This window comes from Streptodolium elevatio (assembly GCF_053592165.1).
In genome coordinates this window covers 1-13,970 of the sequence record NZ_JBSFVE010000010.1, presented here as the reverse complement: position 1 = coordinate 13,970, position 13,970 = coordinate 1, and the positions used below count along the sequence as shown (strand labels likewise).

12 protein-coding genes and 1 pseudogene are annotated in these 13,970 nt (G+C 71.8%); 3 read left to right on the top strand and 10 right to left on the bottom strand.

Annotated elements, in window-relative coordinates; all coding sequences use genetic code 11:
• The first annotated feature begins 44 nt into the window (after window positions 1–44).
• A complete protein-coding gene (locus ACWD12_RS19295) occupies window positions 45–983 on the top strand; it encodes an FkbM family methyltransferase (RefSeq protein WP_450100534.1) in 939 nt (312 codons plus the stop codon).
• On the opposite strand, the gene ACWD12_RS19290 is transcribed toward ACWD12_RS19295, so the two are convergent.
• Together ACWD12_RS19290 and ACWD12_RS19285 are read right to left on the bottom strand one after the other, a co-directional pair.
• Window positions 880–1,800, bottom strand: a complete 921-nt coding sequence (locus ACWD12_RS19290) for a class I SAM-dependent methyltransferase (RefSeq protein WP_450100533.1) — start codon at window positions 1,798–1,800, stop codon at window positions 880–882. The two genes, ACWD12_RS19295 and ACWD12_RS19290, sit on opposite strands and share 104 nt — an antisense overlap.
• A gap of 149 nt (window positions 1,801–1,949) precedes the next feature.
• Window positions 1,950–3,518, bottom strand: coding sequence for a polysaccharide biosynthesis protein (locus ACWD12_RS19285; RefSeq protein WP_450100532.1), 1,569 nt, complete (start codon window positions 3,516–3,518; stop codon window positions 1,950–1,952).
• Window positions 3,519–3,864: 346 nt separating this feature from the next.
• On the opposite strand from ACWD12_RS19285, the gene ACWD12_RS19280 reads away from it, so the two are divergent.
• Window positions 3,865–4,176: a hypothetical protein gene (locus tag ACWD12_RS19280; RefSeq protein WP_450100531.1), complete on the top strand. Its 312-nt coding sequence runs from the start codon at window positions 3,865–3,867 to the stop codon at window positions 4,174–4,176.
• Between the two features lie 198 nt (window positions 4,177–4,374).
• Here the strand turns inward: ACWD12_RS19280 and ACWD12_RS19275 are convergent, their stop codons facing one another.
• The 8 genes from ACWD12_RS19275 to rsmI all read right to left on the bottom strand — a co-directional run bounded on the left by ACWD12_RS19275 (window position 4,375) and on the right by rsmI (window position 13,538).
• Window positions 4,375–6,111: an ABC-F family ATP-binding cassette domain-containing protein gene (locus ACWD12_RS19275; protein ID WP_450100697.1), complete on the bottom strand. Its 1,737-nt coding sequence runs from the start codon at window positions 6,109–6,111 to the stop codon at window positions 4,375–4,377.
• A 203-nt stretch (window positions 6,112–6,314) separates the two neighbouring features.
• Complete coding sequence (locus ACWD12_RS19270; protein WP_450100530.1) at window positions 6,315–7,256, bottom strand: 4-(cytidine 5'-diphospho)-2-C-methyl-D-erythritol kinase; 942 nt, start codon at window positions 7,254–7,256, stop codon at window positions 6,315–6,317.
• 64 nt (window positions 7,257–7,320) lie between these two features.
• Complete coding sequence (gene rsmA / locus ACWD12_RS19265) at window positions 7,321–8,211, bottom strand: 16S rRNA (adenine(1518)-N(6)/adenine(1519)-N(6))-dimethyltransferase RsmA (RefSeq protein ID WP_450100529.1); 891 nt, start codon at window positions 8,209–8,211, stop codon at window positions 7,321–7,323.
• Window positions 8,208–9,284, bottom strand: coding sequence for a ubiquitin-like domain-containing protein (locus tag ACWD12_RS19260; protein ID WP_450100528.1), 1,077 nt, complete (start codon window positions 9,282–9,284; stop codon window positions 8,208–8,210). The genes rsmA and ACWD12_RS19260 overlap by 4 nt, the downstream gene beginning before the upstream one ends.
• A 216-nt stretch (window positions 9,285–9,500) precedes the next feature.
• On the bottom strand, window positions 9,501–10,397 hold the full coding sequence (locus tag ACWD12_RS19255; RefSeq protein WP_450100527.1) for a TatD family hydrolase: 897 nt from the start codon (window positions 10,395–10,397) through the stop codon (window positions 9,501–9,503).
• Between the two features lie 4 nt (window positions 10,398–10,401).
• A complete protein-coding gene (gene metG / locus ACWD12_RS19250; protein ID WP_450100526.1) occupies window positions 10,402–12,051 on the bottom strand; it encodes a methionine--tRNA ligase in 1,650 nt (549 codons plus the stop codon).
• A gap of 103 nt (window positions 12,052–12,154) precedes the next feature.
• The gene (locus tag ACWD12_RS19245) at window positions 12,155–12,454 is read right to left on the bottom strand and encodes a hypothetical protein (protein WP_358355458.1); all 300 of its coding nucleotides are present in this window, start codon (window positions 12,452–12,454) and stop codon (window positions 12,155–12,157) included.
• 226 nt (window positions 12,455–12,680) lie between these two features.
• Window positions 12,681–13,538 carry a 16S rRNA (cytidine(1402)-2'-O)-methyltransferase gene (gene rsmI, locus ACWD12_RS19240; protein ID WP_450100525.1) on the bottom strand — a complete coding sequence of 286 codons (858 nt, stop codon included), beginning with the start codon at window positions 13,536–13,538 and terminating at the stop codon, window positions 12,681–12,683.
• Window positions 13,539–13,596: 58 nt separating this feature from the next.
• Here rsmI and ACWD12_RS19235 point away from each other — a divergent pair.
• A pseudogene (locus ACWD12_RS19235) lies at window positions 13,597–13,970 on the top strand (phospholipid carrier-dependent glycosyltransferase); the annotation flags it as partial.

Sequence of the window (13,970 nt, the reverse complement as noted above, 5' to 3'; positions counted from 1 at the left end):
TCCGCCCTGCGAAGGGTGTTTGACGCCGTCCCCCGAGGAGAGCCGTGGATCAGCCGACCGACCCTGCCACCTCCGTCGCGTCCGAGGGCGGTGGTTCGCCATCGGCGGCTCGGGTGCCGTCCCAGGGCACGACGCGCGACGCCAACGAGCGCGCACCGGAGACCCGCTACCGCCGCTACGCCACGAACCTGCGTCTGTGGCAGCGCAATCGGGCCTGGTGGGGCTCGGAGCTGGCGACCGGCGCCAAGCTGCGCTACTACGGCGACATGGTCGCGTCGTACACGCGGTGCGCGCGGGGGCGGGGGCGTACCGTCCGCTACCTCGACCAGGAGTTCGCGTTCGACGACATCGCGACGCCGCTCAACCTCCAGACCTGTCCGCGCGAGGTGAGCCGCGACCTGCTGGGCAACTTGCGGCCGGGCTTCCGGGTCCGCACCGCCCTCGATGTGGGCGGCAATCTCGGGCAGTTCGCGGTCACGCTCCGGCACTTCGCCCCCGAGGCCGAGGTCGACGTGTTCGAACCGAACGGGCTGATCCTCCCGCAGTTGGAGACGAACACCGCCGCGCTCAAGGGAGTTCGCATCTGGCCGTACGCGCTCTCGCCGCGCCCGGTCGACGAGATGTTCTTCGACCCCGGGCGCTCCGCGACCGGTTCGGTCCTCGCCGACCAGGTCGACTCCGTCGGAACGCCGCGCAGCCTCGCGGTGCGCAGCGTCAGCGACCCCTCGACCGTGACCGGCAACCAGGAGTACGACCTCGTCAAGATCGACGTCGAGGGCTACGAGCTCGAAGTGCTCAAGTGCCTCGGCGGCATGACCGTGCACTACCTGTACGTCGAGGTGTCCGGCGCGCGCGGCGTCTACCCGCACTCCGAACTGCTCATGCTGGTACGGCGGCAGTTCGGCGACTTCCGGGTGGTGTTCCAGGGCCCCTGCGACCGGCGTTCGGTGCACCACCCGCTGCTTCTGGAGTTCTCCGGCTGAACCGGGCCGGCGTACGCGCGTGCGCCAGCAGGATCGCGGCCGCGGACGGCACCCGGGTGAGCAGGCGGTCCAGCGGCCGCCCGGGGGCCGGAACCGCGTCGGACGCGGCGCCGGTCACCCGGACCGCACGGAACCCACCCGAGGTCAGCAGCTCCACGAGCGCGCGGCGGGTGAACAGCCGCGGCCGGCCGACTGCGTTGTCGTCCGGTGGCCCGGGCACGCCGGACGGCGCGACCTCGGAGAACGCCGGCTGCACGCCCGCGAGGAGCCGCAGTCGGTTGAACCACGCGGCCAGGTTCGGCGTGGACACGAACAGGTGGCCGCCCGGACGGAGGACGCGGTACGCCTCGGCCACCGCGGCCCCGGGGTCGGCGAGGTGCTGGACGATCTCGTTCATGACGACGATGTCCGCCTCGCCGTCCGCAAAGGGCAGCCGGCCCGCGTCGAGTGACGAGCGTACGGTTTGCACGCCGCGTTCCCGGGCGCGCTCGAGGGCGGCCTCGGACCGGTCGACCCCGATCACCCGGTGGCTCGGGCTCGCGGCCAGGCCCGGCAGTTGGGCGATGCGCGCGGTCGCGTACCCGTCGCCGCAGCCGAGGTCGAGCACGGTGAGCGGCTTGACGGTGTGTTCGACGACGGGCCGGATCAGCGCCAGTTGCCGCCGAATGCGGTCGGCGCCAGAGTGGTACGGGATGTTCTCGGCCGCTAGGCGGGCCTGCGGGGTCGCGGCGGGCGCGGCATATGCGGCTGATGCGGCGGCGTTCGCCGGCGGGGCTTGCGCGGTTGTCGGCGTCGTCGGGGTCATCGGCGTCGTCATGCCGTGAAGAACGACGGCCCGGTCCGCCGAGTGACGGGAAGGGCCCGGCACTCGGCGGTTCGGCTCAGAGGCTGTCGGCCGTCCGCGCCACGGAGCGGGCGGCCGACAGCCCCTGAGCCAGGCGTCCGGCGGCGCCTGCGCGGGATCGCTCAGAAGTCGTCCGGGTAGGGCGCCGCGAAAGCCGCGGCTCCCTCGGACGGTGCGGAAGCGTACCCGGGCAGCAGCTCCGTCAGCAGCACCCGGACGGCTTCGTTGTCGTTGCCCGCGGCCGCGCCGTACAAATCGGGCAGGCGCACCACCGCGCCGAGGGAGTCCACCGGCGGCACCGTCGCGTAGACACGCGGGTGTTCGGTCGGCAGGCGTTCCTCGGCCTGGGAGAACAGCGCCTCGTGCAACTTCTCGCCGGGCCGCAGGCCGGTGAAGCGGATCTCCACCTGCGGCTGGTTCACCTGTTCCACGAACTTGTGGACGAGATCGACGATCCGCACCGGATCGCCCATGTCGAGTACGAAGATCTCGCCGCCCTGGGCCATCCGCCCGGCCTCCAGGACCAGGCCGACCGCTTCCTCGATGGTCATGAAGAAGCGGGTGACGTCCGGGTGCGTCACGGTGACCGGGCCGCCGCCGCGCACCTGTTCGGCGAGCACCGACAGGAGCGAGCCCCGGCTGCCCAGCACGTTTCCGAACCGCACGCCCGCGAAGACCCCGGGGGCCTGCGTGTTGGCCTGCACGATCAGCTCGGCGAGCCGCTTCGTCGCGCCGAGGACCGAGACCGGGTCGGCGGCCTTGTCGGTGGATATGAGGATGAACCGCTCCACGCCGATGTCCAGCGCCGCGCGCACCAGGTTCTCGGTGCCGAGCACGTTGGACTTGACCGCCTCGCACGGGTGCCGTTCGAGCAGCGGCAGGTGCTTGTGCGCGGCGGCGTGGAACACGACCTCGGGCTTGAGGTCGCGGAAGAGCTGCTCGATGCGCGGACGGTCCCGAATGTCCGCGATCACGAGCGTGTCGTCGTCGAGCAGGGCCTCGCCCCACACGTCGAGTTGCAGCCGGTGCAGGTTCGACTCGTCGTGGTCCAGCATGTACATCTTGCTGGGGCCGAACCCGTACACCTGGCGGCACAGTTCGCTGCCGATCGAGCCGCCGGCCCCGGTCACCAGGACGCGGCGGCCCGCGATGACCTCGCGTACCGACGCCGAGACGACGTGCAGTTCCTGACGGCCGATCAGCCGGTTGACGTCGAGCGTACGCATGTCCGAGCCGACCACGTCGCGCCGCAGCGCGACGAGGAAGGACGGCAGGTAGCGCACGCTCGCGCCGACGGCCGAGGCGTCGGCCGCGACCTTGCGGAAGTCCTCGGGCGGCAGCCCGGGGATGGCGAGCACCACGACTTCGACACCGAATTCGAGGCTGACACCCACCAGTTCGTTCAGGCCGCCGAGCACCGGGAGGGTCTCCGGCAGGCCGGGCTCCTCCCAGGGCGGTCCGGCGACACGGACCTCCTTCTTGTGCGGATCGTCGTCGAGGAATCCCACCGGGCACAACCCGAACTCGGGTGTGCGCAGCAGATCCCGCGCGAGCGCGCTACCGGCCGACCCGGCCCCCACGACCAGGGTGCGCAGGCCCGCGCGCAGCGCATTTGCCGACGTGGTCTCCAACCCCATCAAGCCCCCCAAAGTCAGGGGCATCGTCACCGTCGGCAGAACGCTTCCGGTCACGTGCCGAGTCGACGCCACCGAACCCGCGGGTGAAAATCCCCATCCGCACCCACCGAGCCCGCTCAGGCGTCGTCCCCGCGACTGCCCCTCCCGCCCCCACAACCCCGGCAGGCGCGGGAACGCCCACCGGTACCGCCGTTCAGACTACGGGTGCGATGCGGTGCCCGTGGGGAATTGGGGCGATTCTTTGGGACAACCGCCGCTCCGCCCGCCCGACCCTTCCTTACCTCGGGAACGTTCGCCGCCACCCCAACGTGCCAACCGCCACCGCCGACCACCCGAACCGACGAAGACCCCACGACGTTCGACACCGCGTCGAACAACACGCTCGGCCCCCTTCGGCACCGTGTCCGACAGCAAGCTCGGCACCACGTCCGACAACGCGTCCGGCCCCGCGTCCAACAGTAGGTTCGACACCGTTCGGCCCCGCGTCCGACAGCCCGTTCGCACCACGTCCAGCAGCAGTTCGACACCGCGTCGAGCAGCACGTTCAGCACCAGACCGGCACCGCGTCCAACCGCACGCTCTCGCCACTTTAGGTACGGCGCTCGGCACCACGTCCAACAGCGCGCTCGGCACCATGTTCGGCACCACGTCCGACAGCCCGCTCGGCACCGCGCTCGGCACCGTCCGGCACCACGTCCAACAGCGCGTCTAGTGCTGTGGCCGGGAAGGTTTGCCGGTTCTCGTCGTTCAGTGCGGTGCATCGCAAGGCGCGGGCCCGAAGCTCGTACTCGGTCGTACTCGCGAGGGTCCGCAACGCCGCGAGGCGCCGTGCTGGGCGGCGAGAACCGGTGAACCTTTCCGGTCACAGCACTAGCAACCCGCGCGGGCCGCGCTCGGCACCGACACCTGCCTACTCCCCCGCCTCCTCGGCGAGTTCAAGCCACCGGGACTCCAGATCGTCGCGCTCGGCGGCGACGGCGCGCAGTTCGGCGTCCAGGTCGGCGACCTTCCCGAAGTCGGTCGCGTGTTCGGCCATGGCGGCGTGCAGCTTCTCCTCGCGCTCGCCGAGCTTGGCCAACTGGCGGTCGATCTTCTGGAGTTCCTTCTTGGCCGCACGGGTGTCGCCGGTGCGCTGCCGCACCGCGGCGGACGGCACCGCGGCCTCCACCGCGGCCCGGCGGCGCGCCAGGTACTCGTCGACGCCCCCGGGCAGCATGCGGAGCGTACGGTCGCCGAGGAGGGCCCACACGGTGTCGGTGGTGCGCTCGACGAAGTACCGGTCGTGGCTGACCACGACGAGTGATCCGGGCCAACCGTCCAGCACGTCTTCGAGTTGGGTCAGTGTCTCGATGTCGAGGTCGTTGGTCGGCTCGTCCATGAACAGCACGTTCGGCTCGTCCATGAGCAGGCGCAGCAGTTGCAGCCGGCGGCGCTCGCCGCCGGACAGGTCGCCGACCGGCGTCCACTGCTTCTCGCCGGTGAACCCGAACTGCTCGCACAGCTGGCCCGCGGTCAACTCGCGGCCCTTGCCGAGGTCGACGCGCTCGCGCACGCGCTGCACCGCCTCCAGCACGCGCCACGTGGCGTCGAGTTCGGCGACCTCCTGCGACAGGTACGCCAGCCGCACCGTCTTGCCCACCACGACCCGCCCGGCCGCGGGCTCCTTCTCCTCGTATGCGGCCTCCGCCATCGCCCGCATGAGCGACGTCTTGCCCGCGCCGTTGACCCCGACCAGGGCGATGCGGTCGCCGGGGCCGAGGTTCCACGTCAGGTGCTCGACCAGCGTCTTGGGCCCGGCCTGCACGGTGACGTCCTTGAGCTCGAACACCGTCTTGCCGAGCCGGGCGTTCGCGAACCGCATCAGCTCGGAGCGGTCGCGCGGCGGCGGCTCGTCGGCGATCAGCTCGTTGGCGGCCTCGATGCGGAATTTGGGCTTGCTGGTGCGTGCCGGGGCGCCGCGGCGCAGCCAGGCCAGTTCCTTGCGGATCAGGTTCTGCCGCTTGACTTCCTCGGTCGCGGCGATCCGCTCGCGCTCTGCGCGCGCCAGGACGTACGCCGAGTAGCCGCCCTCGTAGTCGTGCACCCGCCCCGCCTGCACGTCCCACGTGCGCGTGCAGACCTCGTCGAGGAACCAGCGGTCGTGCGTCACGACGACCAGCGCCGAGCGCCGCGCCTTCAGGTGCCCGGCCAGCCACGAGATGCCCTCGATGTCGAGGTGGTTGGTGGGCTCGTCCAGGATGATCAGGTCGTGCTCGCCGATCAGCAGCTTGGCCAGCGCGATGCGGCGGCGCTCGCCGCCCGACAGCGGCCCGATCACGGTGTCCATGCCCTGCGGGAAGCCCGGCATGTCCAGGCCGCCGAACAGGCCGGTGATGACGTCGCGGATGCGTGCGTCGCCCGCCCAGTCGTGGTCGGGCCGGTCGCCGACGATCTCGTGCCGCACGGTCGCGCCGGGGTCCAGGTCGTCCTGCTGGCTCAGGATCCCCAGGCTCAGACCGGTGATGTGCGTGACGCGCCCGGAGTCGACGGGCTCCTTCTGGGCCATCGCCCTGATCAGCGTCGTCTTGCCGTCGCCGTTGCGGCCGACCACGCCGATGCGGTCGCCCTCACCGACGCCGAGGGAGACGCCGTCGAGCAGCGTACGCATGACGTACGCCTTGCTGACGGACTCGAGGTTGACCAGGTTCGCCACAGCACGACCTTCTGGGGGGACGGGAAACACCCGATTCTACGGGTCGGGTGACAGCGGTTCGGGTGACAGCGGGTTCGGCCGGTGCGCGCAGAGCACGCCCGGGTGCGCTCAGACCACGCCCGGTACGCCAAAGCACGCACAGAGCACGCCCAATGCGCTCAGAGCACGCCTGGTGCGCTCTCCGCGTTGCGCAGGCGCGGCAGGACGCGGGCGCCGCCCACCGGACCGTACGCCACTCTCGTCGTGCGGCACGTGCCCGACGCCTCCAACGCCCGGGCGACCGCGTGTGCGCCGACCTCGTCGGCCGCGAGGAACGCGCAGGTGGGCCCGGAGCCGGAGACCAGCGCACCCAGCGCCCCGGCCGCGGTGCCCGCCGCCAGCGTCGCGCGCAGCGCCGGACGCAGCGACAGGGCGGCCTCCTGGAGGTCGTTCGCCATGCTCGCGCCCAGCGCGGCCGCATCGCCCGCGCGCAGCGCCGCGATCAGCCCCTCGTGCGGCGCCGGATCCGGTACGTCCGCCCCCGCGACCGCCCGCAGCCGGTCGCACTCGCCGTAGACCGCCGGGGTCGACAGGCCGCCGTCGGCGAGCGCGAAAACCCAGTGGAAGCGGCCGACCGAGGGCACCGCGGCCAGGCGCTCGCCCCGGCCGGTGCCGATCGCGGTGCCGCCGAGGTCGCTGAACGGCACGTCGCTGCCCAGTTCCGCACCGAGCCGGCGCAGCATCTCGCGGGGCGTGTTGCCGCGCCACAGGGTGTCGCAGGCCAGCAGGGTGGCGGCGGCGTCGGCGCTGCCGCCGGCCATGCCGCCCGCGACCGGGATGCCCTTGCGGATGTGCACGTGCAGGTCGGGGGACGTGCCGAGGCGGTCGGCCAGCAGTTCGACGGCGCGCGCGGCGAGGTTGGTGCGGTCCAGCGGGACGTCGTCGGTACCCTCGCCCTCGACGGTCACCGTGAGGGTGTCGGCGCGGGTGACGGTCACCTCGTCGAAGAGCGACACGGCGTGGAACACCGACACCAGCTCGTGGTACCCGTCCGGCCGGACCGCCCCCACGGCGAGCTGGAGGTTGACTTTGGCGGGAACCTGGACGGTCACGGAAGCCACGAGTGCGGGTGCCCCTCGTTCTCGGATGCGGGTCGCGTCGATCGTACGGCCCGTGAGGAGGTGGTTACGCGGGGGGTGGGCCGCCGGGCCGGGACCGCGTCCCCGCCTCCGCGATGCGTGTGAACTGCCCGACGTCGAGCGCCTCGCCGCGCGCCTTGGGGTCCACCCCCGCGGCCACCAGCGCCTCTTCGGCCGCGGCCGGCGAGCCCGCCCAGCCCGCGAGTGCGGCGCGGAGCGTCTTGCGGCGCTGCGCGAACGCGGCGTCCACGACGGCGAATACCTCCTCGCGGGTGGCGGTGGTCGCGGGCGGTTCGCGGCGGACCAGCGAGACGAGGCCGGAGTCGACGTTGGGGGCGGGCCAGAAGACGTTGCGGCCGATCGCGCCCGCGCGCTTGACGTCGGCGTACCACGCGGCCTTGACCGACGGGACGCCGTACACCTTGCCGCCGGGGCGGGCGGCGAGGCGGTCGGCGACCTCGGACTGCACCATCACCAGCGTGCGTTCGATGCTCGGGAAGGTCTGGAGCATGTGCAGCAGGACGGGGACGGAGACGTTGTAGGGCAGGTTCGCCACGAGTGCGGTCGGCGGCGGGCCGGGCAGCTCCGTGACGGTCATCGCGTCGGCGTGCACGAGCGCGAACCGGTCGGCGCGTTCGGGCATGCGCGCCTCGACCGTGGTCGGCAGGTGCCGGGCGAGCACGGGGTCGATCTCGACCGCGACGACGCGGTCCGCGGCCTCCAGCAGGGCCAGGGTCAGCGAGCCGAGGCCGGGGCCGATCTCCACCACGACGTCGTCGGGGCGCACCTCGGCGGTGCGGACGATGCGCCGCACGGTGTTGGCGTCGATGACGAAGTTCTGGCCGAGCTGCTTGGTGGGCCGGACGCCCAGTGCCCCGGCCAGCTCGCGGATGTCCGCGGGACCGAGGAGACCGGGTCCCGCGGGACGATCACTCACGTATACAGCTTACGGCCGCAGACGGGCCACGGACTCGCGCCCCGCTTCACGAACAGCAGCTTGGCGCGGTACGTCTGCTCCGCCGCGGGCGCCGTGCTCGCGACCCCCGTCCCGCCCATCGACTGCCAGGTGCGCGCGTCGAACTGGTACAGCCCGTGGTAGGTCCCGGACGCGTCGACGGCCGTCGGACGGCCGCCCGCCTCGCACTTCGCAAGCGCGGTCCAGTTGAGTCCGTCGGCGCCGGCCACCGAGGTGGGCAGCGGCTTGGTGCCGACCTTGACGATCTGGTGCACCGGGGCCTTGACGATCTCCTCCGACACCTTGCGCGGGTTCTGCTTGACGCCGTCGACGGTCTCGTACGCCCACGTCACCCTCTTGATGCCGGCGGCGCCCTTGGTCTCGACCGACTCGTTGCCCTTGAACTGCGTGGGGTCGTCCTGCTTCCTGGTCTCGAAGGGGATGCGCTCGTCCTTCACGACCGTCGTGCCGGTGACGCGCAGGACCGACACCGTCATGCCCTCGGTGGGGTAGGTGTCGGTGGGAACGCTTATGCGGTCCTGCGGCCCTATGGCGATCTGGGCCTGCCGCAGCACCTCACCCAGGGACGCGGCGTTCGTGCGCACCGGGATCTGACGGCCGTCGACCATGAAGGTCACGCCCCGCTCGGTGCGCACGTCGACGGCAAGGCCCTCGCGGCCGATGGGCGCGTCATGCGGCACCGACAGGTACGCGCCGTCGGTGCGCACCTTGAGCTGGTCCATCGCCTCGGCGACCGACATGGCGGTCACCCACACCTGCTGCGGGCGGCCGTCCAGAGTCAGGTTCAGCAGGCGGCCGTACCGGATCGCGACCTGGTCGCCGTCGTCGAGGTCGGCGTTGCGGCCGGGTGCGACGACGTCGTGCTCCCCTATGTCGATCTGCTCGCGGTCGAGGACCTGGCCGACGTTCGAGGCGAACGTGTGCACGCGGCGCTTCTCGCCGTCGACGACGATCGTGACCGTCTTGTCGTACTGCACGAATGCCGTGGTGCCGCCCACCAGCACGGCCACGACCAGCAGTTGGGGCACCAGCATGCGCGGCGAGAACCCGCGGCGGGGCGCTTTCCCGCGCCTACGCCCGCGCTCGGCGGAACGACTCAAAAGGGTGGCTCCCTCACCTGCCGGTCGGCCCACAGGCCGACGTGCGGCCGGTGCAGGTCGACCGGTGCCAGTCGACCGAGCAGGGACTGTAACAGGTTGCCGATGCCCAACTGCCGTTCCACCGCGTACGGGTGAACCGGGCCCGACCGGTCAGCCCGTGCCGAAAACCCGTTCGGCGTTGGCGGCGAGGGCCGCGCACAGCGTGTCCTCGTCGACGCCCTTGACCTCGGCCATCGCGCGCACCGTCACCGGGACGAGGTACGGCGCGTTCGGTCGGCCGCGGTGCGGGGCCGGGGTGAGGAAGGGCGCGTCCGTCTCGACCAGCAGCAGGTCCAGCGGCGCCACGGCCACCGCGTCGCGCAGGGGTTGCGCACTGGGGTAGGTCACGTTGCCGGCGAAGGACATGACGTAGCCGCGCTCGGCGCAGGTCTTGGCCATCTCGGCGTCGCCCGAGAAGCAGTGGAACACCACGGTCTCCGGGGCGCCTTCCTCCACGAGGATGCGCAGGACGTCGTCGTGCGCCTCCCGGTCGTGGATGACCAGGGCCTTGCCGTGCCGCTTCGCGATCGCGATGTGGCGGCGGAAGGACTCCTGCTGCGCCTCGGTGCCCTCGGGGCCGGTGCGGAAGTAGTCGAGGCCGGTCTCGCCGATGCCGCGTACCTGGGGCAGCGCGGCCAGTTCGTCGATTTCCGCGATCGCGGCGTCGAGGGCCGCCATGCCGCCGGGCTCGCGGCGCTGCCCGGACCAGCCGTCCGGGTCCCCGTGCACAAGCCGGGGTGCCTCGTTCGGATGAAGGGCGACGGTGGCGTGCACGCGCGGGTTGTCGAGCGCGGCCTCGGCCGCCCACTTGGACGACGGCACGTCGATGCCCACCTGGACGAGCGTCGAGATCCCGACCGCGGCGGCCGCGGCGAGGGCCGAGCCGATGTCGCCTTCTTGCAGGTCCAGGTGCGTGTGCGCGTCCCAGACGGGCACCCGCAGCGACGGGGGTGCGGGGGGCGGGGTGGTGTCCCCCGGCCCGCCGTCGCGGCGTGTGCGCTTGCCCATCGGGTCAGCTGTCCTTCTGCTCGTCGCGCTTCTCTTCCAGGCGCGGGAAGAGGATGTCGCCCTTGGTGACCGTGGCACCGGCGGGCAGCAGGCCCCAGTTGCCCGCGTCCAGGAGCTTCTGGTCGGCCAGCGCGCCGAGGTGCGCCTCGGCACCGAGCGAGACCCACAACTTCTCGGCGGTCGCCGGCATGACCGGGTTGAGCAGGACGGCGAGCGCCCGCAGCGACTCGGCCGCCGAGTAGAGGATCGTCGCCAGGCGGGCCTGGCCCTCGGGAGAGGTGTCCTTGGCGACCTTCCAGGGCTCCTGCTCGGTCAGGTAGCCGTTGACCTGCTTGACGTACGCGAAGACGTCGTCCAGCGCGCCCTGGAAGTCCAGTTGCTCGACCTTGGCGTCCGACGTCTTCACCGTCTCCGCCAGCGCCTCGTGCAGCGCGCTCTCCGGTGCGCCGGCCGCGGTTGCCGCGGGCAGCGTGCCGCCGAAGTACTTGCCGACCATCGCGGCGACGCGCGATGCGAGGTTGCCGAAGTCGTTGGCGAGTTCGGACGTGTAGCGCGCCGAGAAGTCCTCCCACGAGAACGACCCGTCCTGGCCGAACGGGATCGCGCGCATGAAGTAGTACCGGTACGCGTCGACGCCGAAGTGGTCGGTGAGCTGCTGCGGCGAGATGCCGGTCAGCTTCGACTTGCTCATCTTCTCGCCGCCGACCAGCAGCCAGCCGTGCGCGAACACCTTGTGCGGCAGCGGCAGCCCGGCCGCCATCAGCATCGCGGGCCAGATGACCGCGTGGAAGCGCAGGATGTCCTTGCCCACGATGTGCACGTCCGCGGGCCACGTCTCGCCGAACTTGGCCTGGTCGGTGCCGTAGCCGACGGCGGAGGCGTAGTTGAGCAGGGCGTCGATCCAGACGTACAGGACGTGCCCGGAGTCCCACGGGATCGGGATGCCCCAGTCGAACGTCGAACGCGAGATCGACAGGTCCTGAAGGCCCTGCTGCACGAACTTCAGCACCTCGTTGCGCGCCGAGGCCGGCTGGATGAAGTCCGGGTTGGCCTCGTAGAACGCGAGGAGCTTGTCGGTGTACGCGGACATCCGGAAGAAGTAGTTGTCCTCCGACAGCATCTCCACCGGGCGGCCGTGGATCGGGCAGAGCTTCTGGCCCTCGTACTCCCCGGTGCCGTCGACGAGGTCGCCGGGGAGTTTGAACTCCTCGCAGCCGACGCAGTACGGGCCTTCGTACGAGCCCTTGTAGACCTCGCCGTTGTCGTACAGGTTCTGCCAGAACTCCTGCACGCGCTGCGCGTGCCGCGGCTCGGTCGTGCGGATGAAGTCGTCGTTGGCGATCTCGAGGTGCTTCCACAGCGGCTTCCACGCCGACTCGACGAGCCGGTCGCACCACTCCTGCGGCGTCAGGCCGTTCGCCAGGGCGGTGCGCATGACCTTCTGGCCGTGCTCGTCGGTGCCGGTCAGGTACCACACCTTCTCGCCGCGCTGGCGGTGCCAGCGGGTGAGCACGTCGCCGGCGACGGTCGTGTAGGCGTGGCCGAGGTGCGGGGCGTCGTTGACGTAGTAGATCGGGGTGGTGACGTAGAACGCCTTGCCGCCCGCGTGTCCGCCCGGGGTCGTGGAGAGATCAGTGGATCCAGTGGCCGCCATGCCGGAAATCCTACGGCCCGCGGCGGGTGGGTCGCCCCCGAGTATCGGCGGGGCGGCCCACCCGGCCGTCCCGGGGTGGGCCGCCCCGCAGGTCGGCGGTGGCTCAGCGGCGGGACAGGCGCAGCAGATGCCAGTGGTGTCGGCCGGACGACGGCCGAGGCGGGGGCGCCGCCGCGGACGCGACCCGGCCCGCGGGCAGGATCCGCAGGCGAGCGCCTTCGCAGTGCTCGCAGCTGGGGCGACTGAACGGCGACGGTACGCGGTTGCCGTCGTGGTAGTAGTGGCAGACCTGCTTGCCCTGCAGGTCGGTGACGTGGTGGATCTCGTACGCGCGCTCCCAGCCGTGGCCGCAGCCAAGACACACGAACGAGTACGCCTCGTGCACGATGGTCGATTGGTTCATGGCGACCTCCTCGCGCGGCCTTCCCACCGACGGTTCGGTGGTTCCTCGGCCCGGACTCCCAGGAAATGCCCCCGGTGCGGCCCCGCGCACCAGTGGTTACGCGGCCTTGGCATCTTCTAGTGAGGAGAATGAAGAAGTTGGGGCCTGCTTGGGCCGAACACTCCCATTGTGCTACCGACCCGTTGCCCGCGCTTGACGCGCGTCCCCGCAAGCGGGCGGCCGGGGCTCAGCCCTTGCGCTTCGCGGCCACCACCGCGTCGAAGACCTCGCGCTTGGGCAGCCCGAGTTCGGCGGCGACCTCGGCGATCGCCTCCTTGCGGTGCTGGCCGGCGTCCTCCCGGCGGGCCACGAGGGCGGCCAGCTCGTCGGGGCCCAGATCGGACGGCTTCGCGGGCGGCGCGCCCTCCACGACGACGGTGATCTCGCCGCGTACGCCGGCGGCGGCCCAGGCGGCGAGTTCGGCGAGCGGGCCGCGGCGTACCTCCTCGTACGTCTTGGTCAGCTCGCGGCAGACGGCAGCGCGCCGCTCGCCGCCGAAGGCCTCGGCCATCGCCGCGAGGGAGTCGGCGACGCGGTGCGGTGCCTCGAAGAAGACCATCGTGCGCGGCTCGGCGGCCACGTCGCGCAGACGGCCGGCCCGCTCGCCCGGTTTGCGGGGCAGGAAGCCCTCGAAGCAGAACCGGTCGACCGGGAGGCCGGACAGCGCCAGGGCGGTCAGCACGGCGGACGGGCCGGGCACGGCCGTCACCCGCACACCTTCCGCCACGGCGGCCTCGACGAGGCGGTAGCCGGGGTCGGAGACCGACGGCATCCCGGCGTCGGTGACCAGCAGGACACGCGCGCCGCCGAGCAGATCGCGCACCAATTCGGGCGTACGCGCCGACTCGTTGCCCTCGAAATAGGAGACCACCCGCCCGGGGACCTCGACGCCCAGCGCGTTCGTGAGCCTGCGCAGACGGCGGGTGTCCTCGGCCGCGACGACATCGGCGGCGGCGAGCTCCGCGGACAGCCGGGGAGGCGCGTCGCCGACCTCGCCGATCGGAGTACCGGCAAGCACGAGGACACCGCTGGGTTCATGTTCCACGGCACCATCCTCCCCCGTGGTGGGCACCGCACCGCCTCGCGGTCAATACGATGACCGCGTGACGAGCGACGTGGCGACCGACAAACCCACCCGCAAGCGCACCCCGGAAGGGGGCGGCGGGGCCGCGCCCGCACCGCCGGAGGCGGACGCGTGGTCGCGCACACTCGCGCGTTTCTCGTTCCGCCCCCGGCCCCGCATCTCCCTGCGCGAACGCCTCGTCCCCAACTTCACCGACTCCACCCCGTACACCGGCGGTGGCTGGCTGCCGTGCATTCTGATCACCCTGATGGCCGGATTCCTGCGGTTCTGGAAGCTCGGGCAGCCCGACGCGGTGATATTCGACGAGACGTACTACGCCAAGGACGGCTGGTCGCTCATCCACTACGGGTACGAGGGCACCTGGCGTGACCTGAGCGAGCAGGACAAGGCCAA